12 protein-coding genes and 1 tRNA gene are annotated in these 19,683 nt (G+C 56.4%); 2 read left to right on the forward strand and 11 right to left on the reverse strand.

Annotated elements, in window-relative coordinates:
* Window positions 1-22: 22 nt before the first annotated feature.
* Window positions 23-99: transfer RNA gene (locus KUF59_RS05585), tRNA-Arg, on the reverse strand.
* Window positions 100-1,300: 1,201 nt separating this feature from the next.
* On the opposite strand from KUF59_RS05585, the gene KUF59_RS05590 reads away from it, so the two are divergent.
* Window positions 1,301-1,603: an HU family DNA-binding protein gene (locus KUF59_RS05590; RefSeq protein WP_258768624.1), complete on the forward strand. Its 303-nt coding sequence runs from the start codon at window positions 1,301-1,303 to the stop codon at window positions 1,601-1,603.
* Between the two features lie 795 nt (window positions 1,604-2,398).
* On the opposite strand, the gene KUF59_RS05595 is transcribed toward KUF59_RS05590, so the two are convergent.
* The 4 genes from KUF59_RS05595 to KUF59_RS05610 form a co-directional block, all read right to left on the reverse strand.
* Complete coding sequence (locus KUF59_RS05595) at window positions 2,399-2,665, reverse strand: hypothetical protein (protein WP_258768625.1); 267 nt, start codon at window positions 2,663-2,665, stop codon at window positions 2,399-2,401.
* Between the two features lie 976 nt (window positions 2,666-3,641).
* Window positions 3,642-3,848 carry a cold-shock protein gene (locus tag KUF59_RS05600; protein WP_258768626.1) on the reverse strand — a complete coding sequence of 69 codons (207 nt, stop codon included), beginning with the start codon at window positions 3,846-3,848 and terminating at the stop codon, window positions 3,642-3,644.
* 323 nt (window positions 3,849-4,171) lie between these two features.
* On the reverse strand, window positions 4,172-4,558 hold the full coding sequence (locus KUF59_RS05605; protein WP_408918065.1) for a response regulator transcription factor: 387 nt from the start codon (window positions 4,556-4,558) through the stop codon (window positions 4,172-4,174).
* 391 nt (window positions 4,559-4,949) lie between these two features.
* Window positions 4,950-5,645 carry a helix-turn-helix domain-containing protein gene (locus tag KUF59_RS05610; protein ID WP_258768627.1) on the reverse strand — a complete coding sequence of 232 codons (696 nt, stop codon included), beginning with the start codon at window positions 5,643-5,645 and terminating at the stop codon, window positions 4,950-4,952.
* A gap of 527 nt (window positions 5,646-6,172) precedes the next feature.
* Here KUF59_RS05610 and KUF59_RS05615 point away from each other — a divergent pair.
* Window positions 6,173-6,442 (forward strand): DUF3551 domain-containing protein, encoded by a 270-nt coding sequence (locus KUF59_RS05615; protein ID WP_258768628.1) that lies wholly within the window; start codon window positions 6,173-6,175, stop codon window positions 6,440-6,442.
* An 887-nt stretch (window positions 6,443-7,329) separates the two neighbouring features.
* Here KUF59_RS05615 and KUF59_RS05620 read toward each other — a convergent pair.
* From KUF59_RS05620 to KUF59_RS05645, 6 genes are all read right to left on the reverse strand, one after another.
* Window positions 7,330-7,536, reverse strand: a complete 207-nt coding sequence (locus KUF59_RS05620; protein WP_258769945.1) for a cold-shock protein — start codon at window positions 7,534-7,536, stop codon at window positions 7,330-7,332.
* Window positions 7,537-8,118: 582 nt separating this feature from the next.
* A complete protein-coding gene (locus tag KUF59_RS05625) occupies window positions 8,119-8,811 on the reverse strand; it encodes a 4'-phosphopantetheinyl transferase family protein (RefSeq protein ID WP_309500930.1) in 693 nt (230 codons plus the stop codon).
* A gap of 84 nt (window positions 8,812-8,895) precedes the next feature.
* Window positions 8,896-10,269 (reverse strand): MATE family efflux transporter, encoded by a 1,374-nt coding sequence (locus KUF59_RS05630; RefSeq protein ID WP_258768631.1) that lies wholly within the window; start codon window positions 10,267-10,269, stop codon window positions 8,896-8,898.
* 35 nt (window positions 10,270-10,304) lie between these two features.
* Entirely contained in the window at window positions 10,305-16,772 is a 6,468-nt protein-coding gene (locus KUF59_RS05635; RefSeq protein ID WP_258768634.1) for a non-ribosomal peptide synthetase, read from the reverse strand.
* 916 nt (window positions 16,773-17,688) lie between these two features.
* Window positions 17,689-18,276 (reverse strand): GNAT family N-acetyltransferase, encoded by a 588-nt coding sequence (locus tag KUF59_RS05640; protein ID WP_258769946.1) that lies wholly within the window; start codon window positions 18,274-18,276, stop codon window positions 17,689-17,691.
* Window positions 18,277-19,125: 849 nt separating this feature from the next.
* Window positions 19,126-19,545: a hypothetical protein gene (locus tag KUF59_RS05645; RefSeq protein WP_258768636.1), complete on the reverse strand. Its 420-nt coding sequence runs from the start codon at window positions 19,543-19,545 to the stop codon at window positions 19,126-19,128.
* Window positions 19,546-19,683 lie beyond the last annotated feature (138 nt).

Consider the following 19,683-nt stretch of genomic DNA (forward strand, 5'->3'; position numbering starts at 1 on the left):
TCCAACCATAGCAACAATGAAATGGCGCACCCGACACGATTCGAACGTATGGCCTCCACCTTCGGAGGATGGTACTCTATCCAGCTGAGCTACGGGTGCATTCTCTTAGTTCTCTTTGTCGCCTTCTCCGATCGACCAACAATGGTCAAACGGGTTCGGCTCGAATCCTTATTCGTCTAGCGCTGAGATGCCGCCCTGGCCTGGACCGCGGGCGATGCCGCGCCTTTCGAACCGGCCAATCTGGTCCCGCCAATGCTCCAGCGCTTCGGCGAGAAGAGGGGCCGGAAGGCGAGAGGACAGCTCAGTCGGTGAGGCAGACAGCGCTTTAGTTCAGAAAGGGAGGCTACATTCAAATCCTCAGTTGCCGTGTAGCGCGACGCACCTGTCGACCATAACGTTCGTTATCGGTCGGATCGGGGGGCCTTCCCTTCCATTCGTCGGTAATCAGCTAATCCTCGAAATAGTAGAGCCACGTTGTTACCCTAGGTTCGGATCAATCCGCATCGCGCCAGTCCACTCGCGCGTTCCCGGCAGCGTGAAACACAGGTACAGGGGATCGTAATAACGTCCTTCGCGAGACCGCCCCAGCCGGGCGCCTCGCCGATCATGTAGACCTCGTTGATGCAGCCCAGGCTCAGCACCCGCAGGCCGCTTGGCGATGCCCGAGAGCCGGCGGTAACCGCTGTTCGGCAGATAGCTCCACGCGGTTGAAAGAGATGGCCGTTGCACCTTTGAGGCAAATCTGTCTTCGCGGCAACGAATGGTAACGCTTCGATCAGAGTATGCAGCTTCCCCTTCCGCAGACCGACCTTTTGCGAGCTATACCGCTTGTTCTTATGGTTCGCCGACCGTCACGATCATTCCCTGTCGTGGACCTGGCTCCGTTTGTTATGGCGGTGGAGCGCTTGCTTGAGCCGCCGTCAAGCCGGCGAGCGCAACCGTCAACGACAAGGCATATCGGGGCGAGGTATGCGCGACGCTGACTCAATGGTCACGCGGTGCACGAACTGTCGACCGTCAGACTGGTGCGGCTAGGAAGGCCGCTCGCTCCCAGTGTCGATCAGTTGACGCAGAAAAACCCGTCGGTGGAATCCGCCCTGATGTTAGAAGCGATCAGGATGCCGGAAACACGCTCGAACTGATCCTTGTATTTTGGCTTCCGATAGGTTTTAAGCCTGTAAGTTCATGACCTCGACGTCAACGGAAACCGATCCATCCGGTTTTGCCGTGCTCGAACAAAGGTAACGGAGCCGGCGTAGTTAATCATTTGAAGGTTCTGCGCCCCCTAAAGGAATGCATCATGGCTAAGATGACCAAGAACCAGCTAATTGACGCGATTGCTGAAGGAGCGCAGATTTCCAAGGCAGACGTGAAGGCCGTCATCGAGCAGATGACGACTGTAGGCTACAATGAATTGAACACGTCGGGTGAGTTCGTCATTCCGGGCTTTGTCAAAATGTCGATCGTGAACAAACCCGCTACTGAAGCCCGCAGCGGAATTAATCCTTTTACGAAGGAACCGATGGAATTTGCGGCGAAGCCGGCCAGCAAATCGGTTAAGGCGTCTCCGCTCAAGGCTGCTAAAGACGCTGTCGCGGTATAAGGTCCCTGGTCTCTGGATTACTACGTTGATGTAGGGCGCGTAACCAAGTGGGCACGTAACCAAGTGGCCTGGTGCGATCGTAGCAAATCGTGGCCCACGCCAATCAGGTCCCTCGCGCTCCTGACACTTCCGACGTATCTACGAGGAAGGCAACGCATTGCTTACGCGGGTGGAAAAACTTGAAGCAAACCTCCGCACTGCATCCGCTTGCAATGAGGCGCTCGAGCAGGTTAGCCACAGGTCGTTTCGCGCTTTGCGACTATGGAGAACAGCATTGAACAGTGCCCAGGCATCAACGGGCAATTGTCACCGCGTCGTATCAAGAACGAGAGAAAATCCGATCGGGGTGTAACTGTGACATGACTGAGATTGTGTCGGGTTCGACGCACGTCTTGATGTGCCGCTCGTCAGCCGTAAAAAGCCGCTCACTCCTTACCACACGTAGACGGAAGCGGAATGGGCCGCAAGCGTGAGGCGCGTGATGGATTACCTGCCCTGACTTCATATTGATCGGCAAGCTTCAAGAGACGTTGCTTCGTAAACGGATCAGCTTGTTCAGCAATGTCGCGGACCAAGGACGCTCGCGCCCGATAGAATCCTTGTTCATAAAACACCGAGAACATGTGGTCGCCTGCAGCCTAAATCCGCTTGGTTCGGCCAGCGGGTTGGTTCTTTCTGCGTTGCTCAAGCGCATTCCAAGTTCAGCTAGCGTGCGTCGGCAACGATGCCGTGGCTGGCTCGCGCGGGGTCGGGGCGCGCTCGATCCGCCGAACCGCTACGCGCATCAAGCAAACATTATTGCAGCCTACGCGGAGCAGCCTCCATCGTTCTTTCGAGCAGCAGGTCTTCAAGCTGCCGGATCTTGTCCAAGAGCTCATGAGCCTCGGCGGCATCGCGGGCGTGGTGATTGACGACGCCGCCCGTGAGAAATGCAATGGCCAATGTTGCGTCTGAAACATCTTCGTCAATAAGCGTCGTCGCCAGCTTCTCAGCCAGCAGCTTTGCGCGGGCCAGCGGATGGCCTGTGACCTCTGGCGGCACGGGCCGTACCGGTTCTGCCATTCGGAGCTATCCTTCCGGAGGTAACTTGTAGCATTTACATTCCAGAGCATTCAATCTTTCGAATCACAAATACCGAGGCTGAATGCAACTGATCCTAACGGCAATTGATTCCAACGTTAGAGTTATCAAGTGGGGATTGTTCCTCCGCCTCGAGAGGTCAGCTCTCCGATTGCGAGGCCGCGGGTCAGCGGATGTTCAGAGGCGACGGCCGATTGAACGTCATGTAGCGGAATCTCCCTTTCCCATTAAGGCCACTTACGAGCATTTACACCGTCGATATGGTCCCTGGCATTCCCGAACGATTTTGGCAGATACACTATGACACCGCCCACGATCCGAATTCGCCGACTCTGCCAGACATCGAAAGCGGGGCAAACTACCAGAACTTCGCCTACGAACTGCTGCGGCACTTCGGGCGACACGTTCCCAACCTGCGATCAAGCAATCTTTGGAAGGATACGCTAGATACGGTTCCTGTTGACGATTATCAGCCACTGGACCTCCTGCTATTTAACAGGACTAGCGTCGCTTGGGGTGCCCATATCGCCGTCTACTTTGGCAATGATCGGGCGATCCATCTATGCCGCAGTGTTGGCGTAGCCGCCGTATGGCCCGTTGTGCAGTTTCCGCAACGTCCAGAGTACCGGGTGCTCGTTGGGGCAAAGCGTGCGATACGCTCCACGTCCGATCGCTAAACTTGCGTAGAGCTGACGCGTCTCGCTGCCTGCAGGCTTACGTGGCTGCACAGGGACAAAAAAAAGTAAAAGCCCCGTTCGGTTCCAGGCTGAGACTTGTAGCGTGAACATCGAAACTGCAAAGCGCGCAAGCGCCGACTAAATCGCTGTCTCAACTGGATCCTGGAAGGCGCGCCCTTAACGGTACCGCATGTGCGTTGAGGCCGGATAGCTATTTCTTTGCGATGATCGAGAGCCATACACCGTGGATGAGTTCGATCTATTCCGTCGTTTGGACGATCTTATGCGACTCGGAGGTCTTCAGCGGAAAGTTTCCCAGAACGACCGGCCTTGGGCTCGTAGCTAATTCGGGAGCCCTCTGCCAGGCCGGTGTGACCGGCCTTTTCAACGGCACTAATGTGCACGAAGATGTCAGGCCCCCCATCGTCCGGTTTAATAAAGCCGTATCCTTTGGTCGGGTTGAACCACTTCACAGTACCCATTGCCACTGCAAATCTCCGAATTGAAGCCGGTCTATCTAGCCGAGGGCCGAGGCGGATATCAAGTGCGACGAAAGCCAAGAGGGCCTCTCATTCCAAGGCCGTCCTGATAGAGAGACATCCATACTGCCTGCGCAGGTGGGCGAGACCGATCAGATAAGTGGCAGGAGTCGAGCTTTGTTAACCGGCGGTTCGAGCACCCGAATCCAATTCAGGATTGCCCACTGTCGTATTCATATCCACTGAGCTTCGCCGGTCCGCAACGCAGACCTCGCATGACGCTGCATCGGGCGATCAGCGTAGAGCTAAAGTTGAGCGGATGGCTCGTTGTCTCAAGCGTCGGCCTCGTCGCGGTGTTGCTCCAGTGCGGCATCGAGGTGCTTGAACAACATATGGCCGGCAAAGGGTTTTGCCAGGAACCCAACTGCTCCCCGATTCAGCGCAGAGGCGCGAATGCGGTCATTACCGAAGGCAGTCATGAAAATGAATGGTGCGTCGTATCGCTGGGCCCGCATCTCTCTCAGTAAGTCCAAGCCGCTCATCACCGCCATCTGCACATCCGTAATCACACAGGATGTTTCGCTCAACTGGGGCGAGCGCAGGAACTTCTCAGCCGACGCAAATGTATGGACGATGTAGTCGCGCGATTTTAAAAGGTTCTCTATCGCAAAACGGACCGACGTGTCGTCATCGACGACGGAAATCATAGGCGTAGACAAAATGCGCCCTCCTGACGCTGGAAAGAGCTTGTAGCATTAGCATCCTGGACGACAAGTAGGGTTGATGACGAATTTCTAAAATCATACTTAGGTTTGCCGCAGCGATTAGTATGACTTTTCATTGCTCAGTCATCTGATCAGGTCGGCCTTCGAGCATGCGCGCGAAGTGTTTGGCTCCCGCGCGTATTATGCGCGAAGGCCGAAAATCGCCTCGCCGCGGCTTGCCGATAGCATCTGAGCGCTACAGACGAACCGAGGAGCTTGGGAGCCGCCCACCTCGGACGTGCGAAAACATTGCCCGCTCTGTGAGCAGAGTGAGCTTTTGCGCCGATCGCATCTCGTACCTGCGTGATCTGCTCTCGCCAAAATGGGTCCTGCCCCTCATGCCCATTCATTGATCGTGGCTAATTTGCAGGTCGAAAAGCGCTAGGGATTGTCGATCCAGGATCACGATTTCGCGTTGAGTATTGCCCATGAAATCAAGGATGCCCGCCTTGTGCAGTTGCGACACCGCACGCGATACAGTCTCGAGCGTCAGGCCAAGGTAATCGGCGATATCGCGACGGGACATCGGTAGCGAGATTACGCCGGCGGCGGATAGCCGCCCATCCATCTCAAGCAAGAACGCGGCAACCCTCTCAAGTGAGGTTTTGCGTCCCAGCAACAGCATATGGTTTTCGGCGTGCTGCAGGTTGTCGGTTGTCAGACCGAGCAGGTTACGCCAGACAACGACATCACTGTCGGCGGCCACTTCAAGGCTTGCCCGTCTCATCACGCGAACAGTGGTTTTGACCACCGCTTCTGCGGTAAATCGATGTGTCTCACCATTCTCGAGCCCAAAGATGTCGCCGTCCAAATGAAATGCGCCGATCTGGCGGCGACCGTCAGAGAGCAATTTATAGCTTCGCACCCCTCCGCGTTTGACCTGATAGACATACTCGGCGGCTTCCTTCTCCCCGTAGATTTCCCGTCCCTTTCTGTAAGTGAATTCACCCAGGCCGATGATTGGGGTGAAATCGCTCGACAGGCCAAAATCTCTGAGCGAATCTGAGCGAGGCGTCTGGCGTGTGGTGATGCGCGCAAACATCGGGCGACTCCTGGACTATCAATTCTACCGAAGATCAAACTCTTGCGCGGGATAAGAATCAATTCCCGCTTACGATGTCTCCGCCAAGCGTATTCAACGTCTAACCAACGGGCAATGCGGCGTTGTAGCACCGCAGGCAGAGCGCAACTTAAGATAATCAAGATATTTCGCTCTGATATGACGGAGGCTTGTCGTTCTGAGACGTGATTCCATCGTTTGGCGTGCGGGGTTATCGGGCTGGGGCGGTGTTACGCTGGAAAGATGCAATTTCCTCCTTAAGAGCGGCAGGAATAGTGCGTCGCATCTGACAAACTACAGGATATGACTACGACGCTCCCTGGTGACGAGAGTTTTTCTCGCGCCTGGCCGCTTCCTGGGACTACCGGTGGTCGCCTCGTCATGCCATGAGGAAACGGTCGCACGCCTTTGACGATGGGGCGCCGCCGCCCGTTTGCATTTGACCAAAATCAAAGCGTACAATTCGGCCCTCTATCCTTCAGCAAGGCTTAAGGGAGGCAAGAGGTCTCATGCGTCATTTTCTGTTCAGCGCTGTGCTGGCACTTTCCGTCCTCGCCGGGCTTGGATCGCCTTCGACAGCCGCCCCGCGGCATCGATCAGCAGATGTACCCCCGGCTCCGCAGGACCTTTATTGCCTGCAGGGGCGTATCTGGGGATATCCGGGCAATTGTCAGTTCTCCAGCTATAGCCAGTGCATGGCGACTGCATCCGGCACGGACGCCTATTGCGGCATGAATCCAATGTACGCTTTCGCGCAACAGCGATCGCAGTGGCGCTGAAAGACTCGAGCATTCCAAGGTGCCGTGCCAGCGCGAGGTGAGGGCGCTGAGTGAAATCCTCCGCTAGCCTTGCGGGAAAGGTTGAGCGCGCTATCGCGCGACGACGGATTTGGGCTTCTCCTTGCGCAGAGATGAATTAGGACAGTGCTACGCACGGTAGTTGTACGGAATTCACTTGGCATTTAGATACCGGTAATTTGGCCATCGCCGGGGCTGGCATTTCATCCCGAACAAGATTGCATTCGGCAAAAGGGGGCGCTGAAAAACGGCCCCTTTTCGATGAGGCAGCGCAGCGGCTCAGCTAATCAGGATGCGCATCAATCGAGGGACTTGCGGTCGCGCGACGCACTAGTTAACCGTCTATTCAGACCGGCAGTGAGCAATCGCCTGTTGCTTGGATCCAACTACCTCTCCGATTAAAGTTAGATCATTCGGACGATCAGGTAGTATCGTCCATCGCCAGATATCTTCGCCGATAAAGATCGTGCTTGAAAGCAATGTTTTTGTACTTGTAAACCGGCATCTTCCTTAGCCGGCGCCCTTGCCTGGAGACTTCCTTTAACGCTCTGTCCTGCAGTGGGCTCATCCTATTCCGCCGCTGGATTGGAAAGAGCGTTCAATCCACCTTATATAAAGAAGCCGTCATTCCTGAAAGTGCGAAAGATCCTGTACGTTATCGATCACGATCCGCCGGAAACGGTGATCACGATGCTCTGGAATGAGTGATCACGATGGCCTGGAATTGGTGATCACCATCGTCTGGAACGCGCACGTTGCACGAGAAGTGCGATGTTTCTCGGTAGCGTGGCTCCCCGTCTGCACAGGGGAGCAGCCCCGCCCCTTCCCTCCGGGGGAGGGCTCTTCATTTCTAGTCGTTACCGACGAGCCTATCCAACTCGGAGATTTTCGGCAGAGGGTTTCCCGGAGCGGCCGGTCTTGGGCTCATAGCTAATTCGGGCGCCCTCCGTGAGGGCATTGTAACCGGCTTTCTCGACGGCACTAATGTGCACGAAGATGTCCGGGCCTCCATCGTCTGGTTTGATAAAGCCGTATCCTTTGGTCGGGTTAAACCACTTCACAGTACCTATTGCCAATGCAGTATCTCCGAATTGAAGCCAGTCCATCTAGCCGATGGGGGAGGCGAACATCAAGTCATAACTGCGAAAGGCGCCTCTCATCCAGATTGTTCTCGACGCGGAGTCGAGCAGTTAGGCCGCGCTCCTATATGATGTCGGTTTCGCTTACAAAGTGATCGAGATCATGCGGTGGCGCTATATTTCGCGAAGGACTATGAGCGGACCTTCGCGGTTCATGTGCGACGGCTGCAGCGGTCATCAATAAACTAGAAGATCAGCCAATAGACGATTTTGGCTTACACTGGGCGTTAGGGGAGCGAACAATTGATGCTCGGACTTGGGGCGCCGCCCCCACTCGCGCGCATCCAGCGTTACAGCTCGCGGGTGAGACGATCCAACAAGTTTTTCTGCTCTCTCAAATTATCCTCAAGTCGCATATTCATCGCCGTGAGGGCGAGTGTCACTGCCCAAAAGCCGATCATCAAGGACCGGCCGCGCTCCCGCCCCCAACGGCTCTCTTCAGAGCCAATGTGAGGTGTTGTTCGCCTCGCCAGGTTCCAGAACCATTGTCACATTTCAGGGCGTTGTCTGATCCTCGACTTAAACCAAGACGGCAGTGAAAATCAGCCCGTCCGCGAACATAAAGCGACCGCGAAGCTCACGCGTACCGCCGCAAGTATGCGGTAGGGGACGAGAAAGACGAGCCCGGAATGCATGATCATTTGCAGTAAAGGTCACCATAGCGTCCTGGAACCCCAGCCACGCCCCGGTGAGCGGAAACCACGCCTTGAAGATGCTCTCCTTGGCGCTGAAGAGCAGCCGATCCCAATGGATGTCCCCTGGGGCGCCGGTGAGCCACGATTGCTCTTCGTCGACTGCGATGTATGCTAACAGACCTGGTGGCAGCGCCTCGTCGATCTCTGCGTCAATTCCAATTGAATGATAGCTCGCGCGGAAGGCGACAGCTGCTGCGCAGAATCCCGGACAATGCGTTATGCTCCCAACCACAGCTGGCGGCCAAAGGGGTTCACGATGTAGGCCGCTGGGGATCGGGCAAGGAGGAACGCCTAACTCGGACAACGCTGCTCTTGCACAGGCACGTCCGACCGCAAACTCATGCCTTCTCCTGTCGACGGCCGTGGCCACGGCTCCTTCTTCCGTGGGCAGGAGTTCAGCTCCGCCGTTCCAAGTACCGGGACAGGTTCGCACAACAACGTTCGACGGCAGCAGCTGACGGCTCGATCGCAAGCGCCGCCGTTCAAGACCGCTACTATAGCTGCATGACTCTTGCACGTTACGCTCATCACTTTCTTGGATCGCAACATCTGCCGGCCATGTGGGCTCAATGCTCTGGCCGCGATGATGTCCGTTGTCAGGTCAACTCGTCATCTCGATCGCTCTTGAAGTCGGGTGACGTCGTCCGAGCTCAGCGAACTGGTTGAACATGACGAACAGCGCGATCATTCCGGCACCCAGCTCAGCGAATGCTTGACTGGCCAACAGCCCGTTGAAACCCCATATGACCGGGAATAACAGTACGGCCGGTATGAAGAGATAGCTCTGCCTCGCCAAGGACACAACCGCACTGAGGCGTGCCCTCCCGAACGACTGAAGCATGGTCGTCACGAAGCTCTGAATACCAAAAAGCCAAAAAAAGAGATGAAAGACGATACAGCTCGAGACGGCAACTTCCGTGACCTTCTCGCTGTCGCTGAACAGCCTGACCAAAGGTCGGGCCAAAATCACAACGGTCGCAGAATATGCAACGGAAAGAACAACAGCCATGGAGAGCATGAACTTCGCAGCCTTCAATACCCGAGCAAAGTCGCGTGCGCCCCAACCGTACCCCAGGACAGCTTGAGAGCCTATGCAGAAGCCGGTGATAGGCAGTGCGCCGATCATCAGCAATCGCACAGCTATTCCCACTGCCGCGATGGAATCGTCGCCGAACGGCGCAGCAGCTCCGTACAAGAGCATAGAGGCAATGGCGGATAAAATACTGGTCATGGTCGCCGGCGCTCCTATGAGCGCGAGCTGTCTGATGCGAGCTGCTCGCAACGAGATGTGAGATATCCTGACGAGGACCATCCGGCGTAGCTTTGTAAAATACGCGATATAGAGGCAAATAGCAGCGATCTGAGATACCAGCGTTGCCAGGGCTGCGCCTCGCACGCCGAGGTGCAGCAGGAATATGAGCACAGGATCAAGCGCGGCGTTCAGTATGAAGGCGGTCATCATCGTCCACATGCTGAATCGTGTGTTGCCTTCGGCTCGGACGATGAAGCCGTTGACGATGTTCAGAAGCATCAGGGTATATCCGAACAATATCGTCGCCGCGTAGTCGAGCGCCAGGGGCATGATGGTTGGCGTGGCCCCCAGCGTTACGAAGATCCCTCGCAGATTTAGAAGCAGAGCGGCGGTAAACATGATGCCGATCGGAGCGGCGAGCGCCAGTGCAGTACTGGCGCCACGACTCGCCTCCAGGTACTCACCAGCGCCAAGATGACGAGATATGAACGACGCTGCTCCAACACCAACCCCTTGTCCGACCGCCGTGAGCAGGACCACGATAGGAAAGGTCATGCTGACGGCTGCGATCGCCTGCGTGCCAAGCGCGCCAACAAAGATCGCGTTGACGACCTGCTGTAACGCGTTGATCGATAAGCCAACAATAGACGGAATGGCGAGCCGCAGGATAAGGCTCGAGAGATTGGGGTCCGATAGATCGATGTGCTGCTTCTTCTTTGGCATCGCGATCGCTCTCGACGGCAAATTCCGTTTCCGGCTCATTCATGGATGAAGGTGTCGCCAGTCTTTCCGAATTCGCTGATCGTCTGCAACAGCTCCTGTCGCAACACCGTGCAAAGATTGCGGGTCACCTCATAACCCACTTGGGTCGGATTATATCTCGTTTCGATCTGTAGATGGCCGGCTTCATAGCCGACGCTGAACCAGAAGAGGTAGTTCACTCCTGCTTCATCCATCTCTTTGCCGATCCAGAGTGGAGAAGGGTCCTTGGCTAGGAAGTGCCGTGGAAAATGGCGCTGCAAACCAACTCGGTAATTCAATCCAATTCGGGGTAAGGGCAGGCGATTGATCCGGCTCCGCACGGCGGGATCTCGGTTCAGGAATTTCATGGCGCGAAAGCCTATTGCGCTGCGCGGCAGGGCATTGCGCTGGCGATAAATTGAACGAGCACGATCGGGCCTGGGCTCCGTTCCCGTGAGAGCCAAGGGAAGCGGAACGATCTCGCTGATAACGCCGATAATCTGAGATGGATCGAGATCATCAAACAGCCGACCTCGGGTGGAGGTGAGGCTATCAATCCAGAGCGAATAGCTGCCGAAAACCTGTCCAAAGGCGCCGGATATGGCGGCAAGGAACACATCAAAGTCCTGACAATGCACCGATCTGGCCGCAATATTGAGGAGACGAGCTGTCGCTTCCTTGTCAATCTCCAGATAGTACTTGGCCTGATCTTCCCAAAGGGACCGGCAAGCTGCTTCATTCAAGCGACCTTCAAGGCCTGCATAGTGAAGCTCTCTTGCGGTCACTTCCGAAAAGCTCGCAGCCCCCGATGAAGTGTCGCTGATATGTAAATCGAACTGATGGTAGTCAATCCCCTCCCAGTATGAGAGTTCAGCTGGCGCTTCGCTGTTCGCGTAGTGCTCAAGGCGCTTCAACCATGGGGAGAGCATTTGTATGTTCTCGGGACCCGTCACGGCGTGGCCCGAGGCAAGTGCGTTGTACGCCGCATCCATTGCTTCCAGGAACAGTCGATAGCCTATCCCGTCCGCTACAAAATGATGCAAAAGGAAGAGCAGATGGTAATCGCCGCTTTCCGAGGTGCGGAACGCCGCGACGTTAACAAGAGGCGTCTGGCCGTCAAACCGAAACATATGTTGACGTCTGGCTGAGATGCTCTCGATTGCCTTACGCTGTTCTAGGCCGGTCATTCCGACAAGATCGATCTCCTCCACGAGGCGTTCAGCCACGGAAGGTCCAATTGTCACACGTAGACCATCGTCGGTTCGGGCAATGCGGAGTCTGAGGCCTTCGTGCCTATCCATGACATGGGCAAGGGCATGCTCGAGAATTCGAATATTCAGTAGTCCGCGGGGCAAGAAGAAAAGATCGCCGATGTTGAAATGCTCATCGAAGCCGGCGAGACGGTTCCAAGATGAGATGGCGGGGGTGACTGGCAATGAGCTGTCCCCCGAAGGGAAGGTATCGGGTGTAGCCGCCGCGCCGTCTGCCGCTAATTCCCTGATGGTCGGTGTTCGATAAAGTTGGTCGACAGTGAGAGTCAGCCCGGCTTTGCGCGCCAGCGTGACGCAGCGCACGCTCAGAAGAGAGTTTCCGCCGATATCAAAGAAGTTTTGATCGATTCCGACCCACTTGGCGCCCAATAGATCCTGCCAGATCGTAGCAAGAATATGCTCCTCCCTCGTGCGGGGCTTAGCAGATGGGCCGGGCCCGACCTCGCGGTAAGGAACGGACGACAGGCGAGCACGATCTATCTTTCCGCTCGCTGTAACGGGGATACTGTCAACCAAACGGAAGGCGGCAGGAATCATATAGGACGGCAATGTTTGGCGCAGGTGGGTGACAATATCTCCAGAGCTCAGACTGTCGCGAGCCGGAACCACGCTAGCGGTCAAGCGACGATGATCCTCTATGCCGTCCGCGACGACCGCGGCCTTTGCGATTGCCGGGTGAGACTCAAGGGCCGTTTCGACCTCCTCTAGCTCGATACGAAAGCCCCGTACCTTGATCTGGTTGTCCGATCGGCCGCAAATCTCGAGAAGGCCGCCGGTTGAGATGCGTGCGATATCGCCACTTCGATAAAGAATGCTGTATTGTCCGTCATCATACGGATTGGGCACAAAACAGCGGTTGGTCCGATCTTGATCCCGCCAGTACCCAGTACTCACGCAGCGTCCCGCGATGCAGAGTTCGCCGGCGGCTCCGACAGGGGCTCTCTTCAACTGGGCATCGAGCACGTAGAGTTTGACGTTATCGATTGCGCGCCCCACGGGGACGAGCGAAGAGCCGTTGTCGGCATCCGATGTTTCGTAGATTGCGGCATTCGACGCGCATTCTGTAGCACCATAGAAGTTCCACAACGGCACGTCCGGGAAATGCGTACGCCAGCGAACGGGGAGCCAGGCAGGCATCGGTTCGGCGCTGCTTGTGACCAACCGCAAGGCGGTTGGTCGCGGGTGTCGCTCCTGGGAAGCAATGAGGCCGGACAGGAGTGGGGGCGAGGCAAATAAGTGTGTCACGCGATGTCTTACCAACATGCACAATAATAGCTCTGGATCCAGCAACTGCTCTTGGGTCAGGATCAGCGCGGGCACACCTCTTAGAAGCCCCCCAAAGTACTCCCAAGCGGACGCAACAAGGGATGCGGACTTCTGGATAACCATCACATCGGTACTGTTGAAGCGAAAGCTTCGCCACATCCAGTTCAGTCGATTGAGAATTGCCGATTCCGGTATCAGAACCCCCTTGGCCCTCCCGGTCGAGGACGACGTGTATATAAGGCTCGCAATTCCCTGATCGGATGATTTGTCGCTGCGCTCAAAATCGTACGCGGGCGCGTCGCACTCTTCGAGGTTCAATAGACAAATCGACGGCATGTCAAAACCAAGGTCAGCGGCATTTGCGTGAACCAGCAGCTTTGCCTGAGTATCTCGCAGGATATGTTCGATCCGATGACGCGGATAATCCGGCGATATTGGGACAACAATGGACTGCAAGGCTCGCGCCGCAAGAAAAACAGCGGCCATGTCAGGCGACCGGTCGACCAGCATAGCGACCATATCGCCAGCCCCCACGTCGGAAGCCTGCAGCAACGACCTGATGGCTGTTACGCGCTCGCGCAATTGGCCGAATGTGATCTCACCGAAATCACCGAAATATGCCACCTGGCTGCGATTGGAGACGCTGATCTGATCGAACGCTTCGACAAGCGGACATTCAGCCTCATATGGCTGCGCCGAGCCATCCAGCGAGTCCAGCATAGTGACGTCTGACACGCTGAGGCAGCTCAGGTCTTTAATGGGCGCAAGCGGCTTCTCGACGCAGGCTGCAATCAGACAGCGCAAATTGTCGGCCATCCGGACAATCAGATCGCTGGAAAATATACCCTCAGCATACGCCAGCTGGAGGGCAATTTCATCGTTCTGATCTTGTGCGTACAATGTCAGATCAAATTTTACATAGCCGGTCTCATATTCGCGAAATGTCAGATCCAACTCATGTTGGCCAAGTGGCTCCGCGGCCTCGGAATACATGTTGAACATGACCTGGAAGATCGGTGAGCGTCCGGCCTCGCGATGTAGCCGGATATCCCTTACCATCCAGCCGAACGGATATGCTGAATTTGCGATGGCATCGCTGACCAGGTCCTGGATGCGTAAAGCATGAACCGCAAACGACTGGCCGACATCGATCGCGGTGCGGATTGGCAGCATATTGAGGAAGAAGCCAACAATGTCGGTGCTGCCAGGTTGATCCCGTACGACGTGCGGTGTGCCAACGATAATATCGTCCTGACCGCTATACATCTTCAGCAGCAGCTTGAAGCATGCGAGGAGTGTTGTCGATGTGGTGCACCTATGTCGCCGCGCAAACTCCCGTACCTGATTGGAGAGATCGCTGCCAAGAAGTACCGCATGCGAGGCGCCGCGGTGCGAATTTGTCTGCGGCCGCGCTTTTCCCGTTCCAAGCGAAAGCACTGGCGGATCATCACCAATCTGACGACGCCAATAGCTACGTTGGTTGGCCAGCGTCTCCGGAGTCACGTGTTGCTTTTCCCAGAGAGCGTAGGTCGAGAGCGACGCGCGGTTCTCTGGCAAAAACGCAGCCGCATCTACGCACCGTTGTCGAAGGTCCCTGATTAGAACAGAGATCGACCAGGCGTCGATGATAATTTCGTGAGCGGTGATCAGTATGAGATGGTTGTCAGAGCCAAAACGGATCATGCGCGCGCGAAACAGATGGCCTTGGCTGAGATCAAAGCTTCCGTTCAGCTCTGTGCGCCGTAACTCTGCGATCAGCTCCTCACCTTCCTGCGCCGTGAGATGAGACGCGTCAGTCAATTCAAGACTTGCACGTTGCGGAGCATCAAAAAGCTGAACCGGACCGTCCTCGTCGATAAAGCGGGCCGATAGTGCCTGATGGGAATGAACGACATCGGTCCAGGCGCGATTGAACGCGGCCAGATCGATGATTCCCCTTATTCGCAGGCCGCCCTGGATGACGTAGTCCCTGGCAGACGGATCAAGCTGCGAGAGAAACCATAGGTGCTCCTGAACTCGCGTCAGAGGCGATCGCAAAAGCTTTCCGTAGGTCGGGGCTATGCACGGTTTGGAGTCGAATCGGGCCGAGATCGAAGCGGCGAGAGATCGGATCGTTCCATTCAGCACCAGCCTGAAATCCGTTTTCACTCCGAGTTGGGTCTGCAACTGGCTCAATATGAGCATTGCCCGGAGCGAGTCTCCGCCGAGGCTTATGAATTGGTCATTCACGCCAATGTTCTCAATACGCAAAACGGCGGACCAAATTTGACACAGCTGGGCTTCAAGTCCTGTTTGCGGTTCTTCGAATGGCGTCGGCAATGCAGGGCGAACACTGGTCGGGTCCGGCAATGCTCCAAAATCGACCTTTCCGTTTCTGGTGAGCGGAATACGGCCGACGTGGATGATCCTCTCTGGCAGCATGTAGGTGGGAAGCGCTTCGGCAAGAAAGTTCCGAAGCTCGCCTTCCGTCAGTTCAGCCGGAGCTGATACATACGCGATGAGTCGTCTCGATCCGGTGGCACCCTCGACCCCGGTTATGTCTCTCGCCATAAGCTTTACGCCTGCGCAGACGGAGGCGACCGCGACGGCGCCACGTACCGAATGATGAGCGGAGAGGCGGGCCTCGAGTTCTCCCAGCTCAATTCTGTGCCCGCGGATTTTGACCTGACGGTCCCTTCGACCGAGACATTCCAAAAGGCCATCGGAACGAACGCGCCCGAGATCACCGGTCCTGTATAGACGCCTGAGCGGCGGGTCGTTTGAGAACGGGTTTGGCACAAAGGCTTCATTGGTGCGGACATCGTCATTGACGTAACCAGCGGCGACACCAACGCCGCTAACACATATTTCGCCGACCTCTCCCGTGTTGCACAGCCGCGATCCCTCGGCGACATAAACCTCAAGGTTAGAAATCGGCTTGCCGATCGGCACATAAAGGTCAGCCAGCGCAGGCGGTACGGAAACCAGATGATGTGTAACGCCGTCCGCGCACTCGGTTGGCCCGTAGTGGTTGAGAATGGGAACCCGGGGATACAAGGCAAGCCACGAGCGCGCCAGTCCGGGTGTTAGAGGCTCTCCGACCGTAGAGATGATCCGCAAACTGTCCAGAGCTCGCTCAGCCGCCGCTAGCGACTGCAGATGTTCAATAAATATTGCAAGCATCGACGGAACGAATTGAACAACCGTCACGCCGTACCCTTGAATTGCTTTGAGAAGGGATGCTGGCGATTTCAGTGTCGCATCATCAAGGATCGCGATACAGCCTCCGACGCAAAGCCCGGCCAGAAGCTGCCACAACGAGATGTCAAAGCAGTGCGATGCCGTCTGCGCGATGCAATCCGTCCGAGTGAGGGCTAGGGCATTAGATTTTTCCGCCAGATGATTGTTTAGGGCTGCGCGCTCGATCATTGCGCCCTTAGGCAGGCCCGTCGAACCAGACGTAAACAGAATGTAGGCGAGTCCATCCTCGTTCGAGGACGGCACGACAGACGAAGTCTGGCCATGTCGTAACGCGGCCTCTATCGGCATGAATTGCGTGGCGCCTTTGCTATTCGCCTGTGACAGGCTGGGCGAATCCAGCTGGTGTGGGCCAATAATCAAAGCGCAGCGGCTCTGCTCGATCATGAATGATGTACGCGAAGCCGGTAACGATGGATCGAGCGGCAGGTACGTTGATGCCGCCTTCAAAATTGCGACGACCGCCGTCGCCCAGTCGAGGTCCCGCTCACCCCAATAGCCGACGACCGCGCCCTGAGCGCCATGCTCTCGTAATGTCCTTGCGAGGGCATCCGATCTTGATCGCAGCGCTTTGTAGGTGAGTTCGCCTGCGCCGACCCTCAGCGCAACCCTCTCCGGATCCGATCTTGCAATGCGATCGATCGCCATGATCGCGTCGATCGGCCGACATTCCACAAACCGATTCTTGCCGGATCGATCCTCGGTAGCCATAGGTGTCACGCCATTCATCGCTTTGTGCGGCCCTTAAACTACAAATTGTTGGGAGTCCATCGATGCCCGCCGGAAGTGATCGACGCTCGGTGAACTGAACCCTCACCAGCTCTCAGCATCAGACGTGCCAACTTTGCCAAAGACGGATTCGTATGCTTTGCGTCGGCCAGGGCGGGGGCCTCGCGTGTTCATTGTCTGGCCCCGAACATAACCGTCTTCAATCGAACGCGGTCATGTTAGATCATTGCCGATCAATCCCGACTGGATAGGGCGACGGAATGAACACCTCGTCGTTTGCATCAAAAGCGAATATGGCCGAGCGCAGATGGCGCGAGTCACCCTTCGCGCTATGACCACTCGACCATACCCCTTCGATCTCGCCTCTTCATCGCGGCAAAGGTGGGCGACAATTTATCGGCGTGAATACAGCGCGTTAGCGTCGAGGATACATTTTGAGCTGTCACTGGTTCCGCGCTCGCTTCGAGCTCGAAAACGGCTGCCCCCCGACCGATCGGGACGTCTGCCCGGAGGCGATGCGCACTGGTGGCATCTGGATGGAGGCCACGTTCACTCATGCCGATCTCGCCGCGCGATGCCATCAGCAGCTTGCGAACGGCCCCGCCTCGACCTTGTATTTGCAAAGATCAGCTCGCGCGACCGCAGCCGGACGAACGTGCGGTTTCATAGCGCTCCTGCTCCCGATTGCGTGGAGAGCAGGATGGTGCGGACCGGACGTCATGATCCAACAAAGCGCCGAAGTTCTTCCAGATCACCGGCCGGGTCGTGGTGATAGGGATTTGAATAGAGCAAGAAGCTGATTGAGGACTGCAGCTCACTCGCTGTGGCGCCTTAGAGGCCGCAACCTCTGGCTAGACCAGTTCGCCGTTTCAGCATGCGAAGCGTCTCCGAATTCCGCTCAACAAGCCGTCCGCAACATTGGCATGAGTGGCGGCGAAGAACCGTGCTGTATCTCTCCAATAACCTTGAAGCCGTGACGTTGGTAAAAGGGAATGTTCTCCGGATTCGAACTTTCGAGGTAGGCAGCGACGCCCTGCTCGTCACATCGTTGAAGAGCGTATTTCATCAGCAGTGTGCCAAGTCCTTGTCCGACCCAGTTCGGATCGACGGCAATGAGAGGCAGATACCAATGTGGCTCGGGGGGGTGATGCTCGGCCATTCCCTGCCGTAGGTGTGCCATATCTTCGGTGATCTCCGGGCGCAGGGACAGCGCCATGATTGCGTCCAGCGCATCCTCATCTTGCTGCACGTCGGGAGGCAGCCACAGGGCCGCGGCGCGACTCTCTCCCGTGACGTACGCTGTGCCATGCTCGAATGCTCGTCCGCCACAGGCGTTAACGAATTGAGGCATGCTCCTAAGATATTGCCCTGGGTCAGGCCAACTCCAACGCATTAACGGATCGGCGGCAAAGCCGAGCACAATTGTCCAGAGGGTGCTTGCCCGAATGCTTGCGTTCGCAGAAGTGACGTCCGACTCCGCTGTCATGATGTCGTTTTCGGGCGTCAGAGTTGCAAGGGTAGAGCACAGCACCGATACCTCCGAGCGATGCACCACGGAGGTTTCTTCGGATGCGTTTGTTTCCCGTTCCGGGCTCCCCTCCTGCTTCAGAAGGCCGCCTTCGACGGCCGCTTCGGACGAAGGCTCCTCGATCTGGATCTGCGTGGCGAGCACCTGTGCGCCTGGGAGCGTCATCTGGATCCTGCCCTTCCTAAAGGAAGCGTCGACTTTCTCGGCGTCGACAACGTTCGGCAGCCCGCTCGAAAGAAACGACAAGGACGCTTTGAGATTGCAAGTACAAAGAGGTCACGACACACAATCGATACGAACATCGTGCGATGGCTGCGCTTGAATCGGGCTCCCGGCACGGCCGAACAGGTTAGCAAGCGTCGCGCGTCGAGGTCGAGATTAGGCAACGATTTTTATGAGGCATCACCTCGTCTCCCATTGAGCTGTTCTGCGTAAGGCCTCTTGTTCAAAACACGTGCCAACTGCGAAACCGCATAGACTATTGCCCTCAATCTGTTCGCCGTCGGCGCCCTTTCATCTTACTGGCCAACGGATGCTGTGTGTGATTCCGTCTTCACATTCGCGGAGGCGGGGGATGTCAGGTAAATCTCCAGTCGTGGCGAGTGAAGAGCAGTTGGCGGCATTGCGGACTCTTGCAGTTTCGCGCGGTCACGGGGAAGCCGATTGCGCGAGAGCCGTATATTGCTGACGTTATCGGGTTGACCAGCCCACGCATTGCGCAAACCGCTTCGGTGTGAGAGTAAGAACGACGGCTCACGATTCACTTTGGGCGAAAGAGGGCACTGCATTCCGGACAGGCAGTTTTCATCACTTTGGCGGCTGCGGATTGTTGGCGGGATTGGTGTCGTGCTTGATTATCCGCGCAATCAGTCCGCAGCCGACCAGCGGCTGCAGGGCTGTCTCCAATGTATCGGCAGTTGCCTTGGCATAGGCCTCGCGGTCGTCCACGTAGACTGCGAAGCTCTTCAAATACTTCTCTCGCTTCGCCGGATTCTCGATCATCGCCTTTGTCCATTCGTAGAGCGGATACCGCTCGATGCCGTATTTTTCGCCGGCGGTCACATACTCGGCAAAGGCATCGAACAGACATTTTGGCGCGGCACGATGGGATACGAGAGTATCGAACAATGGCCCCAACTTCGGCTCTTGGTGTCTTAGTCGTATCGCTTCCGCCGCAGCCGAATCGCTTGCATCAAATCTAAGCTGGTATTCCCAGTGAGGCGTCACTGTTTTCCTCTCGCACCCGACGTGTCCTCTCTAGCTACTCCAGGCCCTTCCGAAGCAGGTCGTTCGGCAAGTTTAGGGTGTCAACTAGCATCGCCCCGGGGCAGGCCGGGATCTGACAAGAACCAACATGTTCTGCCG

This window comes from Bradyrhizobium arachidis (assembly GCF_024758505.1).
Lineage (GTDB): Bacteria > Pseudomonadota > Alphaproteobacteria > Rhizobiales > Xanthobacteraceae > Bradyrhizobium > Bradyrhizobium manausense_C.